Annotated in this window: 20 protein-coding genes; 9 read left to right on the top strand and 11 right to left on the bottom strand. The window is 71.2% G+C overall.

All coding sequences use genetic code 11. The annotated features are described in order from the left end of the window. Nucleotides 1–147: 147 nt before the first annotated feature. The 3 genes from ACFVDM_RS27245 to arc all read right to left on the bottom strand — a co-directional run bounded on the left by ACFVDM_RS27245 (nt 148) and on the right by arc (nt 4,004). Nucleotides 148–366 (bottom strand): ubiquitin-like protein Pup, encoded by a 219-nt coding sequence (locus ACFVDM_RS27245; protein WP_069173386.1) that lies wholly within the window; start codon nt 364–366, stop codon nt 148–150. Between the two features lie 120 nt (nt 367–486). Further along, nucleotides 487–1,998: a depupylase/deamidase Dop gene (dop, locus tag ACFVDM_RS27240; protein WP_383645510.1), complete on the bottom strand. Its 1,512-nt coding sequence runs from the start codon at nt 1,996–1,998 to the stop codon at nt 487–489. A gap of 239 nt (nt 1,999–2,237) precedes the next feature. Further along, a complete protein-coding gene (gene arc, locus ACFVDM_RS27235; protein WP_383645507.1) occupies nt 2,238–4,004 on the bottom strand; it encodes a proteasome ATPase in 1,767 nt (588 codons plus the stop codon). Between the two features lie 241 nt (nt 4,005–4,245). Between arc and ACFVDM_RS27230 the strand changes: the two genes are divergently transcribed. Next, nucleotides 4,246–4,557 (top strand): ferredoxin, encoded by a 312-nt coding sequence (locus tag ACFVDM_RS27230; RefSeq protein WP_383645504.1) that lies wholly within the window; start codon nt 4,246–4,248, stop codon nt 4,555–4,557. Nucleotides 4,558–4,590: 33 nt separating this feature from the next. Here the strand turns inward: ACFVDM_RS27230 and ACFVDM_RS27225 are convergent, their stop codons facing one another. The 3 genes from ACFVDM_RS27225 to ACFVDM_RS27215 form a co-directional block, all read right to left on the bottom strand. Further along, on the bottom strand, nt 4,591–5,184 hold the full coding sequence (locus ACFVDM_RS27225) for a hypothetical protein (protein WP_383645501.1): 594 nt from the start codon (nt 5,182–5,184) through the stop codon (nt 4,591–4,593). A gap of 247 nt (nt 5,185–5,431) precedes the next feature. Next, nucleotides 5,432–6,340 carry a tRNA (adenine-N1)-methyltransferase gene (locus ACFVDM_RS27220; protein ID WP_383645498.1) on the bottom strand — a complete coding sequence of 303 codons (909 nt, stop codon included), beginning with the start codon at nt 6,338–6,340 and terminating at the stop codon, nt 5,432–5,434. A gap of 62 nt (nt 6,341–6,402) precedes the next feature. After that, the gene (locus tag ACFVDM_RS27215) at nt 6,403–7,653 is read right to left on the bottom strand and encodes a site-2 protease family protein (protein ID WP_383645496.1); all 1,251 of its coding nucleotides are present in this window, start codon (nt 7,651–7,653) and stop codon (nt 6,403–6,405) included. Nucleotides 7,654–7,825: 172 nt separating this feature from the next. Here ACFVDM_RS27215 and ACFVDM_RS27210 point away from each other — a divergent pair, with 172 nt between their 5' ends. Then, a complete protein-coding gene (locus ACFVDM_RS27210; RefSeq protein WP_383646129.1) occupies nt 7,826–8,671 on the top strand; it encodes a RecB family exonuclease in 846 nt (281 codons plus the stop codon). Nucleotides 8,672–8,680: 9 nt separating this feature from the next. Further along, on the top strand, nt 8,681–9,352 hold the full coding sequence (locus tag ACFVDM_RS27205) for a response regulator transcription factor (protein WP_093541287.1): 672 nt from the start codon (nt 8,681–8,683) through the stop codon (nt 9,350–9,352). Nucleotides 9,353–9,394: 42 nt separating this feature from the next. On the opposite strand, the gene ACFVDM_RS27200 is transcribed toward ACFVDM_RS27205, so the two are convergent. The 3 genes from ACFVDM_RS27200 to metH form a co-directional block, all read right to left on the bottom strand. After that, nucleotides 9,395–10,990, bottom strand: a complete 1,596-nt coding sequence (locus ACFVDM_RS27200) for an ABC transporter substrate-binding protein (protein WP_383645493.1) — start codon at nt 10,988–10,990, stop codon at nt 9,395–9,397. Nucleotides 10,991–11,063: 73 nt separating this feature from the next. Then, nucleotides 11,064–11,765 carry an HAD family hydrolase gene (locus ACFVDM_RS27195; RefSeq protein WP_383645490.1) on the bottom strand — a complete coding sequence of 234 codons (702 nt, stop codon included), beginning with the start codon at nt 11,763–11,765 and terminating at the stop codon, nt 11,064–11,066. Nucleotides 11,766–11,883: 118 nt separating this feature from the next. Beyond that, complete coding sequence (gene metH / locus ACFVDM_RS27190) at nt 11,884–15,396, bottom strand: methionine synthase (RefSeq protein WP_383645487.1); 3,513 nt, start codon at nt 15,394–15,396, stop codon at nt 11,884–11,886. A gap of 233 nt (nt 15,397–15,629) precedes the next feature. Between metH and ACFVDM_RS27185 the strand changes: the two genes are divergently transcribed. The 5 genes from ACFVDM_RS27185 to ACFVDM_RS27165 all read left to right on the top strand — a co-directional run bounded on the left by ACFVDM_RS27185 (nt 15,630) and on the right by ACFVDM_RS27165 (nt 21,411). Further along, nucleotides 15,630–16,394: an IclR family transcriptional regulator gene (locus ACFVDM_RS27185; RefSeq protein ID WP_383646126.1), complete on the top strand. Its 765-nt coding sequence runs from the start codon at nt 15,630–15,632 to the stop codon at nt 16,392–16,394. 226 nt (nt 16,395–16,620) lie between these two features. Beyond that, nucleotides 16,621–17,412 (top strand): MIP/aquaporin family protein, encoded by a 792-nt coding sequence (locus ACFVDM_RS27180; RefSeq protein ID WP_383645484.1) that lies wholly within the window; start codon nt 16,621–16,623, stop codon nt 17,410–17,412. Between the two features lie 72 nt (nt 17,413–17,484). Next, nucleotides 17,485–19,026: a glycerol kinase GlpK gene (glpK, locus tag ACFVDM_RS27175; protein ID WP_383645481.1), complete on the top strand. Its 1,542-nt coding sequence runs from the start codon at nt 17,485–17,487 to the stop codon at nt 19,024–19,026. A gap of 5 nt (nt 19,027–19,031) precedes the next feature. Continuing rightward, nucleotides 19,032–20,645 carry an FAD-dependent oxidoreductase gene (locus tag ACFVDM_RS27170; protein WP_383645476.1) on the top strand — a complete coding sequence of 538 codons (1,614 nt, stop codon included), beginning with the start codon at nt 19,032–19,034 and terminating at the stop codon, nt 20,643–20,645. A 94-nt stretch (nt 20,646–20,739) separates the two neighbouring features. Then, nucleotides 20,740–21,411, top strand: coding sequence for a FadR/GntR family transcriptional regulator (locus tag ACFVDM_RS27165; protein ID WP_383645472.1), 672 nt, complete (start codon nt 20,740–20,742; stop codon nt 21,409–21,411). An 85-nt stretch (nt 21,412–21,496) separates the two neighbouring features. On the opposite strand, the gene ACFVDM_RS27160 is transcribed toward ACFVDM_RS27165, so the two are convergent. Both ACFVDM_RS27160 and ACFVDM_RS27155 read right to left on the bottom strand, forming a co-directional pair. Beyond that, a complete protein-coding gene (locus ACFVDM_RS27160; RefSeq protein WP_383645468.1) occupies nt 21,497–22,276 on the bottom strand; it encodes an SDR family NAD(P)-dependent oxidoreductase in 780 nt (259 codons plus the stop codon). Then, a complete protein-coding gene (locus tag ACFVDM_RS27155; RefSeq protein WP_383645465.1) occupies nt 22,273–23,616 on the bottom strand; it encodes an enolase C-terminal domain-like protein in 1,344 nt (447 codons plus the stop codon). Before ACFVDM_RS27155 ends, ACFVDM_RS27160 begins: the two co-directional genes overlap by 4 nt. Nucleotides 23,617–23,873: 257 nt before the next feature. Here ACFVDM_RS27155 and ACFVDM_RS27150 point away from each other — a divergent pair, with 257 nt between their 5' ends. Beyond that, complete coding sequence (locus ACFVDM_RS27150; RefSeq protein WP_383645462.1) at nt 23,874–24,953, top strand: PAC2 family protein; 1,080 nt, start codon at nt 23,874–23,876, stop codon at nt 24,951–24,953. Nucleotides 24,954–25,042 lie beyond the last annotated feature (89 nt).

Genomic DNA, 25,042 nt, shown 5'->3' with positions numbered 1-25,042 from the left:
GGCGCCGGCCGCGGCGCCCCGGGGGGGGGGGGGGGGCGGCGGGGGGGGGGGGGGGCGGGGCGCGGCCCGCCCGGGGGGGGGGGGGGGGGCGGGCCCCCCCCCCCCCCCCCCCCACGACCGCCGTCGGCCCGAGAGGGCCCCGTCCTGCTACTCGCCACCCTTTTGGACGAACGAGCGAACGAAATCCTCGGCGTTGGACTCGAGCACGTCGTCGATCTCGTCGAGGACGTCGTCCACGTCGTCGCTCAGCTTCTCCTGGCGCTCCTTGAGGTCCTCGGATGCCTGCGCGTCCTGCGCCTGCTCCTCGGTGCCCTCGGTGGAACGCGTCGCCTTCTGCTGTCCGCCGCCGGTGTCCTTGGTCGCCATGTAGCTCACCCCGCTCGGTTCGAAGCACTTGATCAGACCCTACCCAGAGGGTCCGACATTGGCCCGGTACTTGTCTCAACGTCCGGAGGTCATCGGAATGATTCCCAGCGGGCGGTCCTTTCAGCCGCCCGAGAGCACCTGGACCAGCTCTTCAGCGGTGCTGCAGCGGTCCAGGAGTGCCTTGACGTGTTCCCGGGTGCCCCGCAGCGGTTCCATCGTCGGAACCCGCTGGAGGGAGTCATGGCCCGGCAGGTCGAAGATGACCGAGTCCCAGGAGGCCGCGGCCACGTCGTCCGCGTACTGCTCCAGACAGCGACCGCGGAAATACGCCCTGGTGTCGTCCGGAGGGGCCGTACGGGCCCTGTCGACCTCGGTCTCGTCCAGGAGCCGCTTCATCCGGCCGCGGGCCACCAGGCGGTTGTACAGGCCCTTCTCGGCCCGTACGTCGGCGTACTGGAGGTCCACCAGGTGCAGCCGCGCCGCGTCCCAGTCCAGGCTGTCGCGCCGGCGGTAGCCCTCCATCAGCTCCCGCTTGGCGATCCAGTCCAGCTCGCGGGAGAGGCTCATCGGATCGTTCTCCAGCCGGTTGAGGGTGTCCTCCCAGCGGCTCAGCACGTCCTTGGTCTGCTCGTCGGCGTCCGCGCCGTAGCGCTCCTCGACGTACTTGCGGGCCAGCTCGAAATACTCCATCTGCAACTGCACCGCGGTCAGTGTCCGGCCGCTGCGCAGCGTGATCAGCTGCCGCAGTCCGGGGTCGTGCGAGACCTGGTGCAGGGTGCGGACCGGCTGGTCGACGGCCAGGTCGACGTTGATGAAGCCGTCCTCGATCATGGACAGCACCAGCGAGGTGGTGCCCAGCTTGAGGTAGGTGGAGATCTCCGAGAGATTGGCGTCGCCGATGATGACGTGGAGCCTGCGGTACTTCTCGGCGTCGGAGTGCGGTTCGTCGCGGGTGTTGATGATGGGGCGCTTGAGGGTGGTCTCCAGGCCCACCTCGACCTCGAAGTAGTCGGCGCGCTGGCTGATCTGGAAGCCGTGCTCGTGGCCGTCCTGGCCGATTCCGACCCGTCCGGCGCCGGTGACGACCTGCCGCGAGACGAAGAACGGCGTCAGATGGCGCACGATGTCGGAGAACGGCGTCTCCCGCTTCATCAGGTAGTTCTCGTGCGTGCCGTACGAGGCGCCCTTGTTGTCGGTGTTGTTCTTGTAGAGGAGGATCGGCTGGGCGCCCGGCAGCTGGGCCGCGCGCTCGGCGGCCTCCGCCATGATCCGCTCGCCGGCCTTGTCCCACAGGACCGCGTCCCGGGGGTTGGTGATCTCCGGCGAGCTGTACTCGGGGTGTGCGTGGTCGACGTAGAGCCGCGCCCCGTTGGTGAGGATGACGTTGGCCAGGCCGATGTCCTCGTCCGTGAGCTGGCTCGCGTCGGCGGTCTCGCGGGCGAGGTCGAAGCCTCGCGCGTCGCGCAGCGGATTCTCCTCCTCGAAGTCCCAGCGGGCGCGCCGCGCCCGGTGCATCGCCGCCGCGTAGGCGTTGACGATCTGGGACGAGGTGAGCATGGCATTGGCGTTGGGATGACCGGGCACGGAGATCCCGTACTCCGTCTCGATGCCCATTACTCGCCGTACGGTCATGCGGCCCTCCTTGCCCGGCGGCGCTCCCCTTCCGGGGGCGACGCTCACGTACCGCTGCTTCTCCGGTGTGTGCGCGGTCCGTCCGTCCCCGCACTGCCCGACCGGGCGGTACGCCAGAGCCTAGAGCGCCTCTGTGCTGGTGGGGAGATCAATTACGTCATTCCTGCGGTGTCGCGGGAGCTGTCCGGAAAGCAACCGGCTGCGGACACCCTGCCGGGCATCCGCAGCCGGTCCGCCTTCTAGAGGTACTGCCCGGTGTTGGCCACCGTGTCGATGGAGCGGCCGGTGTCCGCGCCCTGCTTTCCGGTGACGAGCGTGCGGATGAAGACGATCCGCTCGCCCTTCTTGCCGGAGATCCTCGCCCAGTCGTCCGGGTTGGTCGTGTTGGGCAGGTCCTCGTTCTCCTTGAACTCGTCCACGCAGGCCTGGAGGAGGTGGGAGACGCGAAGGCCCTTCTGGCCCTCTTCGAGGAAGGCCTTGATGGCCATCTTCTTGGCCCGGTCGACGATGTTCTGGATCATCGCGCCGGAGTTGAAGTCCTTGAAGTACAGGACCTCCTTGTCGCCGTTGGCGTACGTCACCTCGAGGAAGCGGTTCTCCTCGGACTCGGTGTACATGCGCTCCACGACCGACTGGATCATGGCGTGGGCGGCGGCCTCCTTGGAGCCGGTGTGCTCGGCGAGGTCGTCCGCGTGCAGCGGCAGCGAGGGGGTGAGGTACTTCGCGAAGATGTCCTTCGCCGCCTCGGCGTCCGGACGCTCGATCTTGATCTTCACATCGAGGCGGCCGGGACGCAGGATCGCGGGGTCGATCATGTCCTCGCGGTTGGAGGCGCCGATGACGATGACGTTCTCCAGGCCCTCGACACCGTCGATCTCGGCGAGCAGCTGGGGGACGATGGTGTTCTCCACGTCCGAGCTGACACCGGAACCACGGGTGCGGAAGAGCGACTCCATCTCGTCGAAGAAGACGATGACGGGAGTGCCCTCGCTCGCCTTCTCACGGGCCCGCTGGAAGACCAGGCGGATGTGGCGCTCGGTCTCGCCGACGTACTTGTTGAGGAGCTCGGGGCCCTTGATGTTGAGGAAGTAGCTCTTCCCGGCCGGCTGGCCGGTGACCTCGGCGACCTTCTTGGCAAGGGAGTTGGCGACGGCCTTGGCGATGAGCGTCTTGCCGCAGCCGGGCGGGCCGTACAGCAGGATGCCCTTCGGGGGCCGCAGTTCGTGTTCCTTGAAGAGGTCCGGGTGGAGATAGGGCAGCTCGACCGCGTCCCGGATCAGTTCGATCTGGTCGCCGAGTCCGCCGATCTTGTCGTAGTCGATGTCCGGGACTTCTTCGAGGACGAGTTCCTCGACCTCGCTCTTGGGAACGACCTCGTAGACGTAGCCGGAGCGGGGTTCGAGCAGGAGGGCGTCGCCGGGGCGGATGGTGATGTCCAGCAGGGGCTCGGCGAGCCGCACCACCCGTTCCTCGTCGGTGTGCCCGACCACCAGGGCCCGTTCGCCGTCCTCCAGGATCTCCTTGAGGGTGACGATGTCCCCGGCGCGCTCGAACTCCATGGCGTCGACCACGTTGAGCGCTTCGTTGAGCATGACTTCCTGGCCGCGCCGGAGCTCGTCCAGTTCGACGCTGGGGCTGACGTTCACCCGGAGCTTGCGGCCCCCGGTGAAGATGTCGCAGGTGCCGTCCTCGTTCGCCTGCAGGAACACACCGAAACCGGCCGGCGGCTGTGCGAGCCGGTCGACCTCCTCCTTGAGGGCCACGATCTGGTCGCGGGCCTCGCGGAGCGTGTTGGCGAGCCGCTCGTTCTGCGCGGACACGCCTGCGAGGTTGGTCTGCAACTCGACGATCCGCTCTTCGAGAATCCTCGTATGACGCGGAGAGTCGGCGAGCTTACGTCGCAGGACGGCGATTTCCTGCTCAAGATAGGCGACCTGGCCGGCCGGGTCTTCGGACCCCCGTCCGGGCCGGATGCCGCGGTTGATGTCGTCGTCGTGGGCTGCCACGGTCCTCACCTCCTCCAAAGGGAGCTGGACGCTTCCTGACCCTACCTGGGTGGGTGATGATTGAAACCCCTAGATCACAAACACTGCGGTGTGTGTCCGATCTTCACCCTTGCGCTCTCCCTCGTCCCAGGGGAATACCCACCCTTCAACATCGGAAAGCCGCCGGTTGTATCGTCGAAGCGTTCAACACCCGCCAGGGCTGGCATTTTCTGGTTCGGATACGCAGGGAACGGCAGGAGAAATGACCGTGCAGCAGGACGCTCCCAACGGTGGCGAGACGCAGGACCTGGAGGTCTGGATCGACCAGGACCTGTGCACCGGGGACGGGATCTGCGTGCAGTACGCACCCGAGGTCTTCGAGCTGGACATCGACGGCCTCGCGTACGTGAAGAGCGCGGAGGACGAGTTGCTCCAGGACGCGGGGGCCACGACGCCGGTCCCGCTGCCGCTGCTCCAGGACGTCGTGGACTCCGCCAAGGAGTGTCCGGGCGACTGCATCCACGTACGTCGGGTTTCGGACAGGGTCGAGGTCTACGGCCCCGAGGCCGCCTGACGGCCGCCCCGGGCGGGGCGGCGGGCTCGGGGGTCAGATACCGGTGTCCGCGGGATCGGTGGACTGGCTGCTGCGGACGAAGGCGCCGTTCTGCCACTGCCACGTGACCTTCTCCTGCTCGTCGGGGCAGCAGGAGGGCACCTCGGGCGAGGAGTAGCCGAGCAGAGTGGCGGCGACGACGCCGTCGCGCACCGCGAAGTCGCCGACGCTCATCTTCTGTACGGGGTCCACCAGGGTCGCCACGATCCTCGGTGCGGCCCCGTTCCCCTTGCCCGGGGTGAGGACGTAGACACCGCTGGGCGGGGTGCCCGATCCGGCTGCGCAGTGGACCACCGCGACGGTCTCGGGGCGCTCGTCGCCGTCGAGGTCGCCGGGGACCTGCTTGGCGACCGTGTAGCCCGCCTGACCGCAGTCCAGGGGGAAGGCGGCGCGGGCCGGGTCGGGGGCGGCGGCCGGGGCGGCGGCGTGCGAGGCCGCGGCGCGGTGGGGCGTGGAGGCCGAGGCGCTCGAATCCGGCTGGAGCAGGCCGGCGGCCGCGACGACGGCGGCCATGGCGGTCGCCGTGGCCACCCAGTGCAGCGGCGTGGTGTCGTTGTGCGCGAGGTCCGGGAGCGCGGAGGTCTGCACGCGGGATGTCTCCTGTGGTTCCTGTGGAGCCGAATACCGGAAGCGGCGGCTCTGTCGGCGGGACGTCGTCGGCCGGGTGGGGTGGCCAGCATCGTGCCACACCTCACACGGCAGCGGAACGGTGGGGTCGCTCCCGGGATCGTCCCTCCCGTGCGCGGGGTCGCGTACGGGCAACGAAGAGGCGCCGCCGCCGGGTTCCCGGGTCGGTCCGGAATCCCGGCGACGACGCCGGTACATGGGGGCGGGCTCAGTCGCGGTCGGAGCCGCCGCGCCCGGCGCCCGGTCCCTCGTAGTCCTCGCCGTAAGCGCCCTTGGAGGGACGGCGGCGGCGGGCGGGGGCGGTAACGCCGTCGGCCAGCCGGCGGGCGGTGACCAGGAAGCCGGTGTGCCCGATCATGCGGTGGTCCGGACGGACGGCCAGGCCCTCGACGTGCCAGTTGCGGATCATCGACTCCCAGGGCTGCGGTTCGGCGAAGCAGCCGATCGCGCGGATGGACTCCACGGTCCGGGAGAGCTGGGTGGTGGTGGCCACGTAGGCGCAGAGGATGCCGCCGGGGACCAGTGCCTTGGAGACGACGTCCAGGCACTCCCAGGGGGCGAGCATGTCCAGGACCACGCGGTCGACGTCGGTCTCCGTCAGGTTGTCCTGGAGGTCGCCGACCGTGAGCTGCCAGGCGGGGTGGGGGCTGCCGAAGTAGCGCTCCACGTTCTGCTGGGCGATCTCGGCGAAGTCCTCGCGGCGCTCGTAGGAGTGCAGCATGCCCTGTTCACCGATGGCGCGGAGCAGGAAGGTGGACAGCGCCCCGGAGCCGACCCCGGCCTCCACGACGCGGGCGCCGGGGAAGATGTCGGCGAAGGCCAGGATCTGCCCCGCGTCCTTGGGGTAGACCACGGCGGCGCCGCGGGGCATGGACAGGACGTAGTCGGGGAGCAGGGGGCGCAGCGCGAGGTAGGCGACGTTTCCCGTGGTACGGACAACACTGCCCTCGGGGGCACCGATCAGCTCGTCGTGGGGGAAGGAACCCTTGTGGGTGTGGAAGTTCTTCCCGGCCTCGAGCGTGAAGGTGTGGTGGCGTCCCTTGGGATCGGTGAGCTGGACCTGGTCCCCGACCTTGAAGGGCCCGCGTCGGCGGGCGGCACCGGTCGGTTCAGACATGTGACCAGCGTACCGGTGTTTCCGGGGCCTCCGTCCGCCCGTCCGGCCCGTGGGAGCGGGGGTCAGGCGGCGGGACGGGCCATGGCGGCGACGAAGGCGCGTTCGACGTCGGCGGTGGAGAGCACTCCGTAGATCTCGCCGGTCTCCTCGACGACCAGGTACTCGGTGGCGGGGCTGGCCTTGAGGCGGTCGAGCAGGGCCTCTCCGGCGAGTTCGGCGGAGACCCGCATCCCCTCGGTGAGGTCCTGGGCGAGGCCGCTGACGGCGACCCAGGGGCGGCGGTGCTCGGGGACGGCGACGATGGCGGACTCCCGGACGAGGGCCTGGGGCTCGCCGGTGGCGTCGACGACGACGAGGGCGCGGGCACCGGCCTCGTTGGCCCGGCGCAGGGCCTCGGAGAGCGGGGTGGCGGCCTCGACCGGGACGGCCCGCCGGGTGAGGGTGCGGGCGCGCAGGTCGGGCAGGTGCTCGCGCAGCCTGGCCATGCGCAGGCTGTTGCCGGCGCCGGTCCAGATGATCGCGGCGAGGATCGCGGCGAGCAGGGCGTCGGTGACCGTGTCCATGCCGCTGATGTCGCGGTTGCCGTTGCCCAGGGTGTCGGTGCGGGTGAGCAGCGGCAGGCCGACCAGGGTGATGACGGCGAGGGCGCGGCCGACCCAGGCGGCGGCGACGGTGCCGCTCATGGGGCGGCCGGTGAGCTTCCAGACGACGGCGCGCAGCATGCGTCCGCCGTCCAGCGGGAGGCCGGGCAGCAGGTTGAACGCGGCGACGATGAGGTTGGAGATCATCAGCCCGCCCAGCAGGACGCCGGGCACGGTGCCGCCCTCGACGAACTTCATCGGGACGTAGAAGACCCCGGCGAGGACCAGGGACAGCAGCGGGCCGACGAAGGCGAGGAGGAATTCGCGGCCGGGGGTCTCGGTCTCCTTCTCGATCTCGGAGACGCCGCCGAAGAACTGGAGCTGGATGCGGCGGACCGGGAGCTTGTAGCGCAGCGCGACGACCGTGTGGGCCAGCTCGTGGACGAGCACGGAGGCGTAGAAGGCGATCGCGAAGAAGAGGGCGACCAGATAGCGCGCCGCGCCGAGGTCGGGCAGGACGCGGTCGAGCTGGCCGCCGAAGACCCAGGTGATCAGGGCCGCGACGAGGAACCAGCTCGGCGCCACGTAGACGGGCACGCCGAAGGGACGGCCCATGAGGATGCCGCCCCCGGGCTCGTCGCGGTGTCCGGGTGCGCCCTTGCCGGGGCCGTCGCCGGGGCCCGTACCCCCTGCGCCGGGCTGCGGCCGCCCGCTGTCGCCGCTCTCGTCCACGAGGTCCCTTCGGTCGGTGCCGTTTCGGCACGATGATGCAGTGTTCGAGGGTCTGTGGTCGATGGTATGCCGATTGATGTCAGTGGCGGGCCGTAGGGTCGTGGTCATGACCTCAGTGCCGCGGCCCTCCCAGCCGCCCTCGTCCCTTTCGCCATCGCGGGCGAGCGACTTCATGCAGTGCCCGCTGCTGTACCGCTTCCGGGTCATCGACCGGCTGCCCGAGAAGCCCAGTGAAGCGGCTACCCGGGGAACGCTGGTGCACGCGGTGCTGGAGCGGCTCTTCGACAATCCGGCCGCGGAGCGGACGCCCGGCCGGGCGACGTCGCTGGTCCCGGGTCAGTGGGACCGGCTGCTGGAGTCGCGGCCCGAGCTGGCGGAGCTGTTCGCGGAGGACGACGGGGGCGAGCGGCTGGCGCGGTGGCTGTCGGAGGCGGAGCGGCTGGTGGAGCGCTGGTTCTCGCTGGAGGACCCGACGCGGCTGGAGCCCGCCGAGCGCGAGCTGTTCGTGGAGACGGAGCTGGAGTCGGGGCTGCGGCTGCGCGGCGTGATCGACCGGATCGACGTGGCGCCGACGGGCGAGGTCCGGATCGTGGACTACAAGACGGGGAAGGCGCCGCGTCCGGAGTACGCGGAGGGCGCGCTGTTCCAGATGAAGTTCTACGCGCTGGTGATCTGGCGGCTGAAGGGCGTGGTGCCGCGCCGGCTCCAGCTGGTCTATCTGGGCAGCGGGGACGTGATGACGTACGACCCGGTGATCGGGGATCTGGAGCGGGTGGAGCGCAAACTGCTGGCGCTGTGGGACGCGATCGCGCTGGCCACCGAGACGGGCGAGTGGCGACCGCGGCCGACGAAGCTGTGCGGCTGGTGCGACCACCAGGCGCTCTGTCCGGAATTCGGCGGGACTCCCCCGGTGTATCCGCTGTCGGTGCGCCCGGCGGAATCGGCGCAGGATGTCCAGGGCAGAATGGACCCGGTCCGCACCGGGGCCGGACGGCCTGTGGCCCTTGAAGGGCAGTGAGGAGATCCTGTGGCGATCCGCGTCCTGCTGGTCGACGACCAGCCGCTGCTGCGCACCGGCTTCCGGATGATTCTGGAGGCGGAGGGCGATCTGGCGGTGGTGGGCGAGGCCGGTGACGGTCTCCAGGCACTCGACCAGGTGCGGGCGCTCCAGCCCGATGTGGTGCTGATGGACATCCGGATGCCGCGGATGGACGGGGTCGAGGCGACCCGGCAGATCACCGGGCCCGGCCGGGACGGACCGGCGAAGGTGCTGGTGCTGACCACCTTCGACCTCGACGAGTACGTGGTGGAGGCGCTGCGCGCCGGGGCCAGCGGCTTTCTGCTGAAGGACGCGCCCGCCAATGAGCTGGTGCAGGCGATCCGGGTGGTGGCGGCGGGCGAGGCGATGCTCGCGCCGAGCATCACGCGCCGGCTGCTCGACAAGTACGCGGATCATCTGCCGTCCGGCGAGGAGCCGGTTCCGGACACGCTGCACACGCTGACGGACCGCGAGGTGGAGGTCCTGAAGCTGGTGGCGCGCGGTCTGTCGAACGCGGAGATCGCCGCGGACCTCTTCGTCAGCGAGACGACGGTCAAGACGCATGTGGGCCATGTGCTGACGAAGCTGGGGCTGCGCGACCGGGTGCAGGCCGCGGTGTACGCGTACGAGAGCGGACTGGTGCGCCCCGGCGCCCAGTGATCCGGCCGGATCCCGGGGCCGGGGCGCTGTCCGGGCCGGTGGTCACTCCCGGCCGATCTCCCAGAGCCGCAGGGCGGAGCCGGAGTCGACGCTCCGGGCGGCGCCGGTGACGCCGTCGCGGGCGGCGACGTACTGCTTGGCCTGCCAGAGGGGGAGGACGGGGACGTCCCGGGCGACGATGTCCTGGAGCCGGGTGAACATCGTGGTGGCGGCGGAGCGGTCGCTCTCGCGCCGGGACTGCGGGATGAGCCTGCGCTCGGCGTCCTCGGAGCGGTAGGGCGAGCCGAGGACGTTGTCCGGGCCGAGGAACGGGGCCGTGAAGTTGTCCGGGTCCGGGAAGTCGGGGGTGCGGCTCATGCCGTAGACGGCGTAGTCGCCGCGGAGCCGGGCGGCCCGGTAGGTGGCCCACGGCACGCCCCGGACGGTGACGTCGAAGAGTCCGCTGTCGTTGAGCTGCTGCCGCAGCATCCGGAATTCGGCGGCGGTGGCCGGGCCGTCGTGGTCGGTCGGGTAGTGCAGGGTGAGCCGGACCGGGGTCGGTATCTTCGCCTTCCTGAACATCGCCGCCGCCTTGTCCGCGCTGGGTTCGCCGTAGACGTCGAAAAAGGCGCTGGTGTGTCCGGTGACGCCGGAGGGGATCAGCGAGTAGAGCGGTTCGGCGGTCGAGCCGTAGACCTGGCCGGTGATCCGGTCGCGGTCGACGATCTGGGCCATGGCCCGGCGGACGGCCGTGTTCCGTACGGCGGGGTCCTCGGTGTCGAAGCCGAGGTAGCCGATGGTGAGACCGGACATCTCGGTCAGTGCGCTGCCCCCACCGGTCCGCTCGCGCAGCCGCTGGGCCTGCTGGGGCGAGAGGGTGCGGGTCATCAGGTCGACGCGTCCGGCGTCGAAGGCCCGGCCCAGGGCGGTGGTGTCGGGGTAGAGGGCGAGTTCGACGCCCTCGTTCCGTATCCGCAGGCTCCCCCGGTAGCGGGGGTTCGGGGTGAAGGCGATCTTCGTGACCCGGCCGTCGCGGACCTGCGGCTTCATGGTGTAGGGCCCGGAGCCGTCCACCTGGAAGCCCTCGCGCGGGGCGTCCGCGGGGTAGCTGCCGCGCGGGACGATGCCCGCGGTGGGTGTGGCGAGCTTGTACGGGAAGGTCGCGTCGGAGGCGCGCAGATGGAAGACGACCTCGCGGTCGTTCACGGCCTCGACGGTGTCCAGGGTGTCGAGGAGCGCGGCGGGGCCGTGGGGGGTCCTGATCCGCAGCACGCGCTGGATGGAGTACGTGACGTCCTCGGCGGTCAGCTCGCCGCCGTCGGCGAAGGTGAGTCCGGAGCGCAGCGTGCACCGGTAGCTCTCGCTCCCGGTGTCGGTGAAGCCGCACTTCTCGGCGGCCTCGGGGACCGGTGCGCCGCCGTCGTCGGGCAGCCGTACGAGGGTCTGGAGGGTCTGGCGGAGCACGGAGCGGGCGCCCGAGCCGTCGGCCACGGCGGGGTCGAACGGGGCCGGGGCCTCCCGCGGGGCGACGAACCGGTCCGTGGTGCCGACGACGATGCTGCCGCCGTCCTCTCCCCCGCCGTCCGGCACGCCGCAGGCGGCGAGCAGCGGCGCGAGCAGGCCGACGACGGCCGGCAGCACCAGAGTCTTGCGGTTCATGGTGGTCGTTCTCCCTCGTGCGGACCTGGGAGAACGACCTTAGTGGGCGGGGCGGACGGCCTTGACCGACGGGTCAGGACGCCCCGGTGACCAGTCGCCGCAGGAAGGCGAGGTCGACCTCTTCGAGGGATCCGACGACGACCCGGCCGTCGGCGGGCGCGATCGGTGAGACGGAGGGGACGGCGACCACCCGGCAGCCGGCGGCCTCGGCGGCGGCCACACCGGTCGCGGTGTCCTCGATGACGGCGCAGAGCCGGGGGTCGGCGCCGAAGCCGCGTGCGGCGGTGAGATAGGGCTCGGGGTGCGGCTTGGTGCGGGTGACCTCGTCGCCCGCGACGGTGAGCGCGAAGTGGTGGCGGCCCACGGAGTCCAGGACCCGGTCGATGATCCGGCGGTGCGAGGCGGAGACGAGGGCGGTGGGCACCTCGTGTCTGGCCAGCTCGTCGAGCAGCCGCTGCGCGCCCGGCATCAGCGGGACCCCGCGGGCGATGCGCTGCTCGAAGCGGTCGTTGAGCAGCACGGTGAGTTCGTCGAGGGTGACGTCGGCGCCGGTGACGTCCATCAGATAGCCGGCGCTGCGGGTCATCGGGCCGCCGACCACCACGTCCCGCCAGGCCTCGTCGAGACGGTGCCCCAGATCGGCGAAGACCTCCACCTCGGCGTCCCACCAGAAGCCCTCGGTGTCGACCAGGGTGCCGTCCATGTCGAGGAGGACGGCCCGCAGGCCCGCTTCCTCGGCCGTACGGGTCAGTGACACGGGGATCGTACTGGTCATCCGGCACACCTTTCATGAGGGACGAGAAGGCCGGCCGCCATTCCCGAAGGAGAGCGACCGGCCTGCACTGGACCGACCAGTGTACGGCTCGTCGTGCTACGGCGCGTGGAACGCGGCCTTACCGGGCGTTGAAGTACTTCGCCTCGGGGTGGTGGATGACGATCGCGTCCGTGGACTGCTCGGGGTGGAGCTGGAACTCCTCGGACAGGTGGACCCCGATCCGCTCCGGCTGGAGGAGGTCGGCGATCTTCGCCCGGTCCTCCAGGTCGGGGCAGGCCCCGTAGCCGAGGGAGAAGCGCGCGCCCCGGTACTTGAGCGCGAACATGTCCTCGACGTCGGCGGGGTCCTCGCCCGCGAAGCCGAGCTCGGAGCGGACCCGGGCGTGCCAGTATTCGGCCAGGGCCTCCGCGAGCTGGACGGAGAGTCCGTGCAGCTCCAGGTAGTCGCGGTAGGAGTTGGCCTCGAAGAGCTTGGCGGTCTCCGCGCCGATCCTCGATCCGACGGTGACGACCTGGAGGCCGATCACATCGGTCTCGCCGGACTCCTCCGGGCGGAAGAAGTCCGCGAGGCAGAGCCGGCGGCCCCGGCGCTGGCGGGGGAAGGTGAAGCGGGTGCGCTCCGAGCCGTCCTCGTGCAGCAGGATCACGTCGTCGCCCTTGGAGACGCACGGGTAGTAGCCGTAGACGACGGCGGCTTCGAGCAGGTTCTCGGTGTGGAGCTTGTCGAGCCAGCCGCGCAGGTGCGGGCGGCCCTCGGTCTCGGCCAGCTCCTCGTACGTCGGTCCGTCGCCGGCCCTGGCCTGCTTGAGGCCCCACTGGCCCTTGAAGAGGGCGCCCTCGTCGAGCCAGGAGGCGTACTCCTTGAGCTGGATGCCCTTGACGACGCGGCTGCCCCAGAACGGCGGGGTGGGCACCGGGTTGTCGACGGCGACGTCGGAGCGCACGCCCTCCTCGGGCTCCTGGACCTCCGGCACGGCGGTGTCGCGCTTGGGCACGCGGCGCTGCTTCAGCTCGGGCAGGACGGCGCCGGGGACGCCGCGCTTGACGGCGATCAGGGCGTCCATCAGCCGCAGGCCCTCGAAGGCGTCGCGGGCGTAGCGGACCTCGCCCTCGTAGATCTCGTGGAGGTCCTGCTCGACATAGGCGCGGGTCAGGGCGGCGCCGCCGAGGATCACCGGGTAGTCGGCGGCCAGCTTGCGCTGGTTCAGCTCCTCCAGGTTCTCCTTCATGATCACGGTGGACTTGACGAGGAGGCCGGACATGCCGATGACGTCGGCCTTGTGCTCCTCGGCGGCGTCCAGGATCGCGGAGACGGGCTGCTTGATGCCGATGTTGACGACGTTGTAGCCGTTGTTGGACAGGATGATGTCGACGAGGTTCTTGCCGATGTCGTGGACGTCGCCCCGGACGGTGGCCAGGACGATGGTGCCCTTGCCCTGGGCGTCCGACTTCTCCATGTGCGGTTCCAGATGGGCCACCGCGGTCTTCATGACCTCGGCGGACTGGAGGACGAACGGCAGCTGCATCTGGCCGGAGCCGAACAGTTCGCCGACGACCTTCATGCCCTCCAGGAGGGTGTTGTTGACGATGTCGAGCGCGGGGGTGTCCTTCAGGGCCTCGTCGAGGTCGGCCTCCAGGCCGTTCTTCTCGCCGTCGATGATGCGGCGCTGGAGGCGCTCGTCCAGCGGAAGGGCGAGCAGTTCCTCGGCCTTGCCCTCCTTCATGGACTTCATGTTGACGCCCTCGAACAGCTCCATGAGCCGCTGGAGCGGGTCGTAGCCCTCGGCGCGGCGGTCGTGGATCAGGTCGAGGGCGACCTTGACCTGCTCCTCCTCCAGGCGGGCGATGGGCAGGATCTTCGAGGCGTGGACGATCGCGGAGTCCAGGCCCGCCTTGACGCACTCGTCGAGGAAGACCGAGTTCAGGACGACCCGGGCGGCCGGGTTGAGGCCGAAGGAGATGTTGGAGAGGCCGAGCGTGGTCTGGACGGCGGGGTGGCGCTTCTTCAGCTCGCGGATGGCCTCGATGGTGGCGATGCCGTCCTTGCGCGACTCCTCCTGCCCGGTGCAGATGGTGAAGGTGAGGCAGTCGATGAGGATGTCCGACTCGTTGATGCCCCAGTTACCGGTGAGGTCCGCGATCAGCCGCTCGGCGATGGCGACCTTGTGCTCGGCGGTGCGGGCCTGGCCCTGCTCGTCGATGGTCAGGGCGATGAGCGCGGCGCCGTGCTCGGCGGCCAGTGCGGTCACCTTGACGAAGCGGGACTCGGGGCCGTCGCCGTCCTCGTAGTTCACCGAGTTCAGGACGGCGCGGCCGCCGAGCTTCTCCAGGCCGGCGCGGAGCACGGGCAGCTCGGTGGAGTCCAGCACGATCGGCAGGGTGGAGGCGGTGGCGAAGCGGCCGGCCAGTTCCTGCATGTCCGCGACGCCGTCGCGGCCCACGTAGTCGACGCAGAGGTCGAGCATGTGGGCGCCCTCGCGGATCTGGTCGCGGGCCATCTCCACGCAGTCGTCCCAGCGCGCCGCCAGCATGGCCTCGCGGAACTTCTTGGAGCCGTTGGCGTTGGTCCGCTCGCCGATGGCGAGGTACGAGGTGTCCTGGCGGAAGGGCACCGTCTGGTAGAGCGAGGCGGCGCCGGGCTCGGGGTGCGGTTCGCGGACGGCCGGGGTCAGGCCCCGGACCCGCTCCACGACCTGGCGCAGGTGCTCGGGGGTCGTACCGCAGCAGCCGCCGACCAGGGAGAGGCCGTACTCGCGGACGAAGGTCTCCTGCGCGTCGGCCAGCTCCGCCGCGGAGAGCGGATAGTGCGCGCCGTCCTTGCCGAGGACGGGCAGGCCGGCGTTGGGCATGCAGGAGAGCGGGATCGTCGAGTGGCGGGCGAGGTAGCGCAGGTGCTCGCTCATCTCGGCCGGGCCGGTGGCGCAGTTGAGGCCGATGAGGTCGATGCCGAGCGGTTCCAGGGCGGTGAGCGCGGCGCCGATCTCGGAGCCGAGCAGCATCGTGCCGGTGGTCTCGACGGTGACCGAGCAGATCACGGGCAGGTCGGCGCCGGTGGCCGCGAGGGCGCGCCGGGCGCCGATGACGGAGGCCTTGGTCTGGAGCAGGTCCTGGGTGGTCTCGATCAGCAGGGCGTCGGCGCCGCCGGCGATCAGGCCCTCGGCGTTCTTCTGGTACGCGTCGCGGAGCCGGTCGTACGGGGCGTGGCCGAGGGTGGGGAGCTTGGTGCCGGGGCCCATGGAGCCGAGCACCCAGCGCTGCTGTCCGGTGGAGGCGGTGAAGGCGTCGGCGGTCTCGCGGGCGATGCGCGCGCCGGCCTCGGAGAGTTCGAGGACCCGGTCGGCGATGTCGTACTCGCCGAGGGCGGCCAGGTTGGCGCCGAAGGTGTTGGTCTCCACGCAGTCGACGCCGACCGCGAAGTACTCCTCGTGGACCGAGCGCACGATGTCGGGGCGGGTGACGTTCAGGATCTCGTTGCAGCCTTCGAGGTTCTCGAAGTCCTCCAGCGTGGGGTCCTGGGCCTGGAGCATGGTGCCCATCGCTCCGTCGGCCACCACCACACGGGTGGCGAGTGCCTCGCGCAGGGCTGCGGCTCGGTTCCGGCTCTCGGCGGAAGGGGTCGGCGACGGGGCCATGGATTTACTCCCAGGGGTGCGACGGCTGTCGGCTTTGCGCCCTCGGTGGAGAGCGCACCCGGCCAGGGTAGCCGGGTCCGGACCAGGGTCGTCACACCGTCCGGGGATCGGACGGCATCCTGTCAGGAAGCTTTCAGGCGTCGGGGTCCGAAGATTTCCGTTGCTGTCGAGCAGGGGTCGGCATCGACCGATAGTGTTCAGCATTGTCGAACAAGGTGGAGGAGTACGGCGCGATGGCCAAGAACATCCAGTCCCTGGAGCGGGCGGCCGCGATGCTGCGTCTGCTGGCGGGCGGCGAGCGGCGGCTGGGCCTCTCGGACATCGCCTCCTCCCTGGACCTGGCCAAGGGCACCGCGCACGGCATCCTGCGCACGCTCCAGCACGAGGGCTTCGTCGAGCAGGACGAGGCCTCGGGCCGCTACCAGCTGGGCGCCGAGCTGCTGCGCCTGGGCAACAGCTATCTGGACGTGCACGAACTGCGCGCCCGCGCCCTGGTGTGGACCGACGACCTGGCGAGATCCAGCGGCGAGAGCGTCCATCTGGGCGTGCTGCACCAGCACGGCGTGCTGATCGTCCACCATGTCTTCCGGCCCGACGACAGCCGGCAGGTGCTTGAGGTGGGGGCCATGCAACCGCTGCACTCCACGGCACTGGGCAAGGTGCTGGCCGCGTTCGACCCGGTGGCCCACACCGAGGCCGTGGAGGCGGAGCGGCGCTCCTTCACCCCCCGCACCGTCACCGACCCCGACGCCTTCGAGGCGACGCTCGACCTCACCCGCGCGCGGGGCTGGGCGGACGACGTGGAGGAGACCTGGGAGGGGGTGGCCGCGGTGGCCGCCCCCATCCACGACCGGCGGCGGATGCCCGTGGGCGCCGTCGCGGTGACCGGCGCGGTGGAGCGGGTCTGCGCGGGCGGTGAGCTGCGGCCGGAGCTGGTGGCGGCGGTCCGCGACTGCGCCCGCGCGGTCTCCCGGGACCTGGGGGCCCGCCGCTTCTGATCCCGCCGGGCCCCTTGACCGTCGAGTTTTGGGGAACAGAACCCTTGACGCCTCATTCACCCGAACGAAACACTGCCGTTCACCGGTCGGCATTGTCGAACGACTAACGGAAAATAACGTTAGGGTGTGACGGTGCCCAGGGCCGGCAACGCCCTCCCACGAGGGCGCGGACCACCGGAGGGACCCGTGGTTCGGCTTCCCTGGACGAAGGACAAAGGAGTCGCGGGTGTCCAGCTCCGACATCTTCATCGGCGAGACCATCGGTACCGCCGTGCTCATCCTGCTCGGCGGCGGTGTGTGCGCCGCCGTCACGCTCAAGCACTCGAAGGCGCGGGACGCCGGCTGGCTCGCCATCACCTTCGGGTGGGGCTTCGCGGTGCTGACCGGCGCCTATCTGGCGGGCGGGGTCTCCGGCGCGCATCTCAACCCGGCGGTCACCATCGGCCTGGCGATCGAGGGCGGCACCGAGTGGAGCGACGTTCCGCTGTATCTCGCCTCGGAGCTGCTGGGCGCGATGATCGGCGCCGTACTGGTCTGGCTGACGTACTACGGGCAGTTCCGGGCGCACCTCACGGATCCGGAGATCCTCGGCACCCATGCGGGTGAGGAGGGCATGGTCGACCAGTCGGCCGCGCCCGCCGCGGGTCCGGTGCTCGGGATCTTCTCGACGGGCCCGGAGATCCGCAACGCCGTGCAGAACGTCCTCACCGAGGTCATCGCCACGCTCGTGCTGGTCCTGGCGATCCTGACCCAGGGGCTCAATGCGGACGGCGACGGCCTCGGCACCCTCGGCGCGCTGATCACCTCCCTGGTGGTCGTCGGCATCGGCCTCTCGCTCGGCGGCCCGACCGGCTACGCGATCAACCCGGTTCGCGACCTCGGTCCGCGTATCGTGCACGCGCTGCTTCCGCTGCCGAACAAGGGCGGATCCGACTGGGGTTACGCCTGGGTCCCCGTCGTCGGCCCCCTGATCGGCGGCGCGCTGGCGGGCGGGCTCTACAACGTCGCGTTCGCCTGAGCGGCGGAGCACGACCGCACGTCCCGACCCCGTCGCAACCCCACGACCACACAGACCTTCCGGGAGCACACCGTGACCGACGCACACACCACCGGCAGCCACGGCGCCGGGCCGTTCATCGCGGCCATCGACCAGGGCACCACCTCCAGCCGCTGCATCGTCTTCGACAAGGACGGCCGGATCGTCTCCGTCGACCAGAAGGAGCACGAGCAGATCTTCCCGAAGCCCGGATGGGTGGAGCACGACGCGGCGGAGATCTGGGAGAACGTCCAGGAGGTCGTCGCCGGCGCCATCGTCAAGGCCGGCATCACGGCCGCCGACGTGAAGGCGATCGGCATCACCAACCAGCGCGAGACGACCCTGCTCTGGGACCGGCACACCGGTGTGCCCGTCCACAACGCCCTCGTCTGGCAGGACACCCGTACCGACGCGCTCTGCAAGGAGCTGGGCCGCAACGTCGGCCAGGACCGCTTCCGCCGCGAGACCGGGCTGCCGCTCGCCTCGTACTTCGCCGGGCCCAAGGTCCGCTGGCTGCTCGACAACGTCGAGGGGCTGCGCGAGCGCGCCGAGCGGGGCGACATCCTCTTCGGCACGATGGACTCCTGGGTCATCTGGAACCTGACCGGCGGCACCGACGGCGGTGTCCACGTCACCGACGTCACCAACGCCTCCCGCACCCTCCTGATGAACCTGCACTCCCTGAGCTGGGACCCCAAGATCCTCAGCTCCATGGACATCCCGGCCGAGGTGCTGCCGGAGATCCGCTCCTCGGCCGAGATCTACGGCACCACGAAGGGCGGCGTGCTCGACGGGGTGCCGGTCGCCTCCGCGCTCGGGGACCAGCAGGCCGCGCTCTTCGGCCAGACCTGCTTCTCCGAGGGCGAGGCCAAGTCCACGTACGGCACCGGCACCTTCATGCTCCTGAACACCGGCGAGACGCCCGTCAACTCCTACAACGGCCTGCTGACCACGGTCGGCTACCGGATCGGCGACCAGAAGCCGGTCTACGCCCTGGAGGGCTCCATCGCGGTCACCGGCTCGCTGGTGCAGTGGATGCGCGACCAGATGGGCCTGATCCAGTCCGCCGCCGAGATCGAGACCCTGGCCCTGTCGGTCGAGGACAACGGCGGCGCCTACTTCGTCCCGGCCTTCTCCGGGCTGTTCGCCCCGTACTGGCGCCCCGACGCCCGCGGTGTCATCGCCGGCCTCACCCGTTACGTCACCAAGGCGCACATCGCCCGTGCCGTGCTGGAGGCCACCGCCTGGCAGACCCGCGAGATCAGCGACGCCATGACCAAGGACTCCGGCGTCGAGCTGACCGCGCTCAAGGTCGACGGCGGCATGACCTCCAACAACCTGCTGATGCAGACGCTCGCCGACGTCCTGGACGCACCCGTGGTGCGGCCCATGGTCGCGGAGACCACCTGCCTCGGCGCCGCCTACGCCGCCGGCCTGGCCGTCGGCTTCTGGCCCGACACCGACGCCCTGCGCGCCAACTGGCGCCGGGCCGCCGAGTGGACCCCCCGCATGGACGCGGACACCCGCGCCCGCGAGTACAAGAGCTGGCTCAAGGCCGTGGAACGCACCAAGGGCTGGCTCGACGACGAGGAGTGACCGACATGACCACCCTGCAGAGCGTCCCCGCACTCGGGACGCACCCGGCCTCCGGCTCCCTTCCGAGCCGCGCCGAGACCCGGGAGCAGCTCTCCAAGGCAACGTACGACCTCCTGGTGATCGGCGGCGGCATCCTGGGCATCTCCACCGCCTGGCACGCCGCGCAGTCCGGACTGCGGGTGGCCCTGGTGGACGCCGGCGACTTCGCCGGCGCCACCTCGTCCGCCTCCTCCAAGCTGCTCCACGGCGGTCTGCGCTATCTGCAGACCGGCGCGGTGAAGCTGGTGGCGGAGAACCACTTCGAGCGCCGTGCGGTCTCCCGTCAGGTCGCCCCGCACCTGGCCAATCCGCTCACCTTCTACCTGCCGGTGTACAAGGGCGGGCCGCACGGCGCGGCGAAGCTCGGCGCGGGCGTCTTCGCGTACTCGGCGCTCTCCGCGTTCGGCGACGGCGTCGGCCATGTGATCAGCCCGGCGCGGGCGGTGCGCGACGTGCCGGAGCTGCGGACCGAGAACCTGCGGGCCGTCGCGGTCTACGGCGACGACCAGATGAACGACGCGCGGATGGCGCTGATGACGGTGCGCGCGGCGGTCGACGCGGGGGCGGCCGTCCTCAACCACGCGGCGGTCACCGGGCTGCGGTTCACCCGGGGCCGGGTGACGGGCGCGGAGCTGCGCGACCGGCTGGACGGCAGCGAGTTCGGGGTGGACGCCCGGCTGGTGCTGAACGCGACCGGGCCGTGGGTGGACCATCTGCGGCGGATGGAGGACCCGGGGGCGGCGCCCTCGATACGCCTGTCCAAGGGCGCGCACCTGGTGCTGAAGCGGACCCGGCCGTGGCGGGCCGCGCTGGCCACGCCCATCGACAAGTACCGCATCACCTTCGCCCTGCCGTGGGAGGACATGCTGCTGCTCGGCACGACGGACGAGGTGTACGAGGGCGATCCGGCGGATGTGGCGGTGACCCCGCAGGACACCGCGCAGATCCTGGACGAGGCGGCCCTCTCGGTCCGCGACCAGCAGCTGTCGCCCGAGCTGATCACGTACTCCTTCGCCGGACTGCGGGTGCTGCCGGGCGGGCCGGGCGACACCTCCCGGGCCAGGCGCGAGACGGTGGTGACCGAGGGCCGGGGCGGGATGCTGTCGGTGGCCGGCGGGAAGTGGACGACCTTCCGCCACATCGGCCGTACGGTGATGAACAAGCTGGCCGTCCTGCCGGGCCACCCGCTCGGGGAGGGGCTGGAGCCGGTCTCCCGGCTGCCGCGCAAGCTCCCGCTGCCAGGCATCGCCAATCCGAACGCGGTCGCCCACCGGCTGCTGACCGACGGCGCCGCCCCCGGCGCGGGGATGGCGGTGGACACGGCGCGGCATCTGGCCACGCACTACGGTTCGCTCGCCTTCGACATCGCCCGGCTGGCCAACGAGAACCCGGCGCTCGGCGAGCGGATCCATCCGGACGCCCCGGAGATCTGGGCGCAGGTCGTCTACGCGCGGGACCGCGAATGGGCCGAGACCGCCGACGACGTGCTGCGGCGGCGGACGACGCTGACGATCCGGGGGCTGGCGGACGAGGTGCTCGGGGCCAGGGTGGAGGCGCTGCTCGCCGAGGGGCGGGACTGAGGGGCCGGCGGCCTCCCGGACGGTCCGAACCGTACGCCCGGCCCCGTGCGGGGACGCATAATGGGGCGATACATCGGATGTCTGGAGGTCGCCCATGGCTGTCACCGACGAGGCCATCGAGAAGATCAAGGAAATGATCGTCTCGGGCGCGCTACGGCCGGGCGATCGCCTCCCCAAGGAGAGCGAACTCGCCGCGGAACTGGGCCTGTCCCGCAACTCTCTGCGGGAGGCGGTGCGCGCGCTGTCGCTGATCCGCATCCTCGACGTGCGCCAGGGCGACGGCACGTACGTCACCAGCCTCGATCCCCAGCTGCTGCTGGAGGCCCTGAGCTTCGTGGTGGACTTCCACCGCGACGACACGGTGCTGGAGTTCCTGGCGGTCCGCCGGATCCTGGAACCGGCCGCGACCGCGATGGCGGCGCTCCGGATCGAGGAGGAGCGGATCGACGCGCTCGACGCGCAGCTGGACGCGCTGGGCGCCCACCCCTCGGTGGAGGAACTGGTGGCCGCCGACCTGGAGTTCCACCGGAGCATCGTGGGCGCGTCCGGCAACACGGTGCTCTGCTCCCTGCTCGACGGCCTGTCGGGACCGACGACGCGGGCCCGGGTCTGGCGCGGTCTGACCCAGGAGGACGCGGTGAGCCGCACCCTGCACGAGCACCGGGCGATCCTCGCGGCGCTCCGGGACCGTGACGCGGAGGCGGCCAGGTCGTGGGCGACGGTCCACGTGGCGAGCGTGGAGCAGTGGCTGCGCTCGACGCTGTAGCCGTGCGGAACGGGGCGTCCGGTACGGGCGTACGCGCCCGGGTACCCGGCGGCCGGGGCGGTCCGGCCCCGGCCGCGTCCCCGGTTCAGCTCCCGGCGGGGCGCAGGCGCAGTCCCTGCATGCCGCCGTCGACGGCCAGGGCGGTTCCGGTCACGGAGGCCGCGGCGGGGCTCGCGAGGTAGACGACGGCGGCGGCCACTTCGTCGGCGGAGACCAGCCGGCCCAGCGGCTGGCGGGCGTTGAGGGCCGCGCGCTCGGCCTCCGGGTCGTCGGCCTGCCCGAGGAGGCGGCCGATCCACGGGGTGTCGGCGGTGCCGGGGTTGACGCAGTTCACCCGGATCCCCTCGTGGACGTGGTCGGCGGCCATGGCGAGGGTGAGCGAGAGGACGGCGCCCTTGCTGGCGCTGTAGAGCGCGCGCTGGGGGAGACCGGCCGTCGCGGCGATCGAGCAGGTGTGGGTGACGGAGGCGGCGCCGGGGCGGTCGGCGGCGGCGCGCCGCAGATGGGGCAGGGCGTGCCGGGCGGTGCGGACCATGCCGAGGACGTTGATGTCCAGGACCCGGGCCCACTCGGCGTCGTCGTTGTCCTCGACGGTGCCGATGGCGCCGATGCCGGCGTTGGAGACGAGCGTGTGCAGGGAGCCGAGTTCGGCGGCGGCCCGGTCGACGGCCTCGCGCACGGCTGCGTCGTCGGTGACGTCGGCGGTGACGGCGAGGGTGCCCTCGGGGGCCCGTGTGGTGTCCCGGTCCAGTACGGCGACGCGGGCCCCGCGCTCCAGGAGCAGGGTCGCGACCGCGGCACCGATCCCGGAGGCGCCGCCGGTCACCAGGGCGTTCATTCCGTCGAAGTCGTGTGCGCCGTTCATCGGGCGTCCTCCTTGTCGGTGCGGCGGGCCTGCCAGACGGCGCCCTCCGGGAAGCGGTGTGCGGTGATCGACTCGGGGTGCATCCGGGCGGAGAAGCCCGGGGCGGCCGGGGCGGTGTAGCGCCCGGAGGTGATGACCGTCGGGTCGACGAAGTGTTCGTGGAGATGGTCGACGTACTCGATGACCCGGTCCTCCCAGCTGCCGGAGACCGCGACGTAGTCGAACATCGAGAGGTGCTGGACCAGTTCGCACAGGCCGACGCCCCCGGCGTGCGGGCAGACCGGCACGCCGAACTTCGCGGCGAGCAGCAGGATCGCCAGGTTCTCGTTGACCCCGGCGACCCGGGCGGCGTCGATCTGGACGAAGTCGACGGCCCCGGCCTGGAGCAGCTGCTTGAACACGACGCGGTTGGCGACGTGTTCGCCGGTGGCGACCTTGACCGGCTGGCCGGCCCGCACGGCCGCGTGGCCGAGGATGTCGTCGGGGCTGGTCGGCTCCTCGATCCAGTGCGGGTCGTACGGGGCGAGCGCGGTCATCCACTCCACCGCGCCGGCCACGTCCCAGCGCTGGTTGGCGTCGACGGCGATCCGCACGCCGGGGCCGACGGCCTCGCGGGCGAGCGCCATTCTGCGGACGTCGTCGCCGAGGTCGCCGCCGACCTTCAGCTTGATCTGGGTGAAGCCGTCGGCGACGGCCTCCTGCGCCAGCCGGACGAGCTTGTCGTCGGAGTAGCCGAGCCAGCCGGGCGAGGTGGTGTAGGCGGGGTAGCCCTCGGCGCGGAGCCGTGCGGCGCGCTCGGCGCGGCCGGGTTCGGCGGCGCGCAGGATCTCCAGCGCCTCCTCGGGGGTGAGGGCGTCGGTGAGGTAGCGGAAGTCGACGAGGGAGACCAGCTCCTCCGGTGTCATCGCGGCCAGGAACTCCCAGACGGGCAGGCCCGCGTGCTTGGCGGCCAGGTCCCAGGCCGCGTTGACGACCGCGCCGGCCGCCATGTGCATCACGCCCTTCTCCGGTCCCAGCCAGCGCAGTTGGGAGTCATGGGTGAGGTCGCGGTGGAGTGCTCCGAGGTCGGCGGCGGTCCGCGGCACCGGGCGGCCGACCACATGGGGGCGCAGCGCCTGGATGGCGGCGGCCATGACGTCGTTGCCGCGCCCGATGGTGAAGCAGAAGCCGTGCCCCTCGGCGGGCTCGCTCCCGCCGTCCGGTGCGGCGGCGTCGGTGCGCAGCACCACGTAGGCGGCCGAGTAGTCGGGGTCGGGGTTCATGGCGTCCGAGCCGTCCAGCTGTTCCGAGGTCGGGAACCGGATGTCGTGGACCTCGACGTCCGTGACGGTCTGACTCATGTGCGCCCCCAGGGGTAATAACATCGGACCTCTGCTCTGGTCATCCGATGTATAACCCCAAGAGAGCGCGATCGTCCAGTGCAGTACGCGAAAATCCCCTACACAGCTCGGATGTCTTCATGGCCTGATACCCAGATGTCATCGCTCTACGGGCGGGCCGGCCCGGGTTCACCCGGCCGTGCGCGAGGGCTGCGGCAGCAGTGGCCGGAAGCCGTAAGGTTGTTCCGTACGCAAGGGAACTTCGGAAGGAGGCCTGGGTGATCGAGCTCGACGGGGTTCCCGAGCTGGTCGACCCGGTCATGGTGGCCGCGTTCGAGGGGTGGAACGACGCCGGTGACGCCGCCTCCACGGCGGTGGCGCATCTGGACCGGGAGTGGAAGGGCGAGGTGTTCGCGGCGCTCGACGCCGAGGACTACTACGACTTCCAGGTCAACCGCCCGACGGTCTGGCTGGACGGCGGGACGCGCAAGATCACCTGGCCGACCACCCGGCTCTCCGTGGTCCGCGTCGGCGGCGAGAAACCGCGCGACCTGGTGCTGGTCCGGGGCATCGAACCGTCGATGCGCTGGCGCTCGTTCTGCAACGAACTGCTGGGCTTCGCCCATGAGCTGGGCGTGGAGATGGTGGTGGTGCTCGGCGCGCTGCTCGGCGACACCCCGCACACCCGGCCGGTGCCCGTCAGCGGGGTCACGTCCGATCCGGACCTGGCCCGGACCATGGACCTGGAGGAGACCAGGTACGAGGGGCCGACCGGCATCGTCGGCATCCTCCAGGAGGCCTGCACACACGCGGGCGTGCCCGCCGTCAGCCTCTGGGCGGCGGTGCCGCACTACGTCTCGCAGCCGCCCAACCCGAAGGCCACGCTGGCGCTGCTGAACCGCCTGGAGGATCTGATCGGGCTGCGCATCCCGCTGGGCGAGCTGCCCGAGGACGCCCGTGCCTGGCAGCTCGGCGTCGATCAACTGGCCGCCGAGGACAGCGAGGTGGCGGAGTACGTGCAGACGCTGGAGGAGGCCCGGGACACCGCGGAGCTGCCCGAGGCGAGCGGCGAGGCCATCGCCCGGGAGTTCGAGCGCTATCTGCGGCGCCGGGACCCCGGCCCGGGCCAAGCTCCGGGCGGGCACGCCACGGAGAGCGGCGACGCCTCGTATCTGCGGGACACCTCCAGCGGCCGGACCAGGCCGCCGAAGCCCCTCCGGCCGGAGAACGGTCCGGGGGCGGCGGGCAACGCCGGCGGATCCGGCCGGCGCGGCCCGGCGAAGCCGACCGGGGACTCCCCGGGGGAGCCGCCCGAGGAGGCCTCGGGCGATTCCCCGGACGATTCCCCCGAGGAGTGATCCGGGAAACGGGGGAGCCGGGCGGGTGCGCACCCGCGCCGCGCCCCCGTGTAGCGGCGGTCGCTCGGGAGCGTGTCCCTGCCTTCGCG

Origin of the sequence: Streptomyces sp. NPDC057682, assembly GCF_042799575.1 — a bacterium.
GTDB lineage: Bacteria > Actinomycetota > Actinomycetes > Streptomycetales > Streptomycetaceae > Streptomyces.
This window is presented reverse-complemented; position numbering and strand designations above follow the sequence as displayed.

Coding starts and splice junctions, on each gene's coding strand:
- ACFVDM_RS27245 (WP_069173386.1), bottom strand. CDS start 366: ATGGCGACCAAGGACACCGGCGGCGGACAGCAGAAGGCGACGCGTTCC.
- dop (WP_383645510.1), bottom strand. CDS start 1,998: ATGACCGTACGGCGAGTAATGGGCATCGAGACGGAGTACGGGATCTCC.
- ACFVDM_RS27230 (WP_383645504.1), top strand. CDS start 4,246: ATGACCGTGCAGCAGGACGCTCCCAACGGTGGCGAGACGCAGGACCTG.
- ACFVDM_RS27220 (WP_383645498.1), bottom strand. CDS start 6,340: ATGTCTGAACCGACCGGTGCCGCCCGCCGACGCGGGCCCTTCAAGGTC.
- ACFVDM_RS27210 (WP_383646129.1), top strand. CDS start 7,826: ATGCAGTGCCCGCTGCTGTACCGCTTCCGGGTCATCGACCGGCTGCCC.
- ACFVDM_RS27200 (WP_383645493.1), bottom strand. CDS start 10,990: ATGAACCGCAAGACTCTGGTGCTGCCGGCCGTCGTCGGCCTGCTCGCG.
- ACFVDM_RS27195 (WP_383645490.1), bottom strand. CDS start 11,765: ATGACCAGTACGATCCCCGTGTCACTGACCCGTACGGCCGAGGAAGCG.
- metH (WP_383645487.1), bottom strand. CDS start 15,396: ATGGCCCCGTCGCCGACCCCTTCCGCCGAGAGCCGGAACCGAGCCGCA.
- ACFVDM_RS27185 (WP_383646126.1), top strand. CDS start 15,630: ATGGCCAAGAACATCCAGTCCCTGGAGCGGGCGGCCGCGATGCTGCGT.
- ACFVDM_RS27170 (WP_383645476.1), top strand. CDS start 19,032: ATGACCACCCTGCAGAGCGTCCCCGCACTCGGGACGCACCCGGCCTCC.
- ACFVDM_RS27165 (WP_383645472.1), top strand. CDS start 20,740: ATGGCTGTCACCGACGAGGCCATCGAGAAGATCAAGGAAATGATCGTC.
- ACFVDM_RS27160 (WP_383645468.1), bottom strand. CDS start 22,276: ATGAACGGCGCACACGACTTCGACGGAATGAACGCCCTGGTGACCGGC.
- ACFVDM_RS27155 (WP_383645465.1), bottom strand. CDS start 23,616: ATGAGTCAGACCGTCACGGACGTCGAGGTCCACGACATCCGGTTCCCG.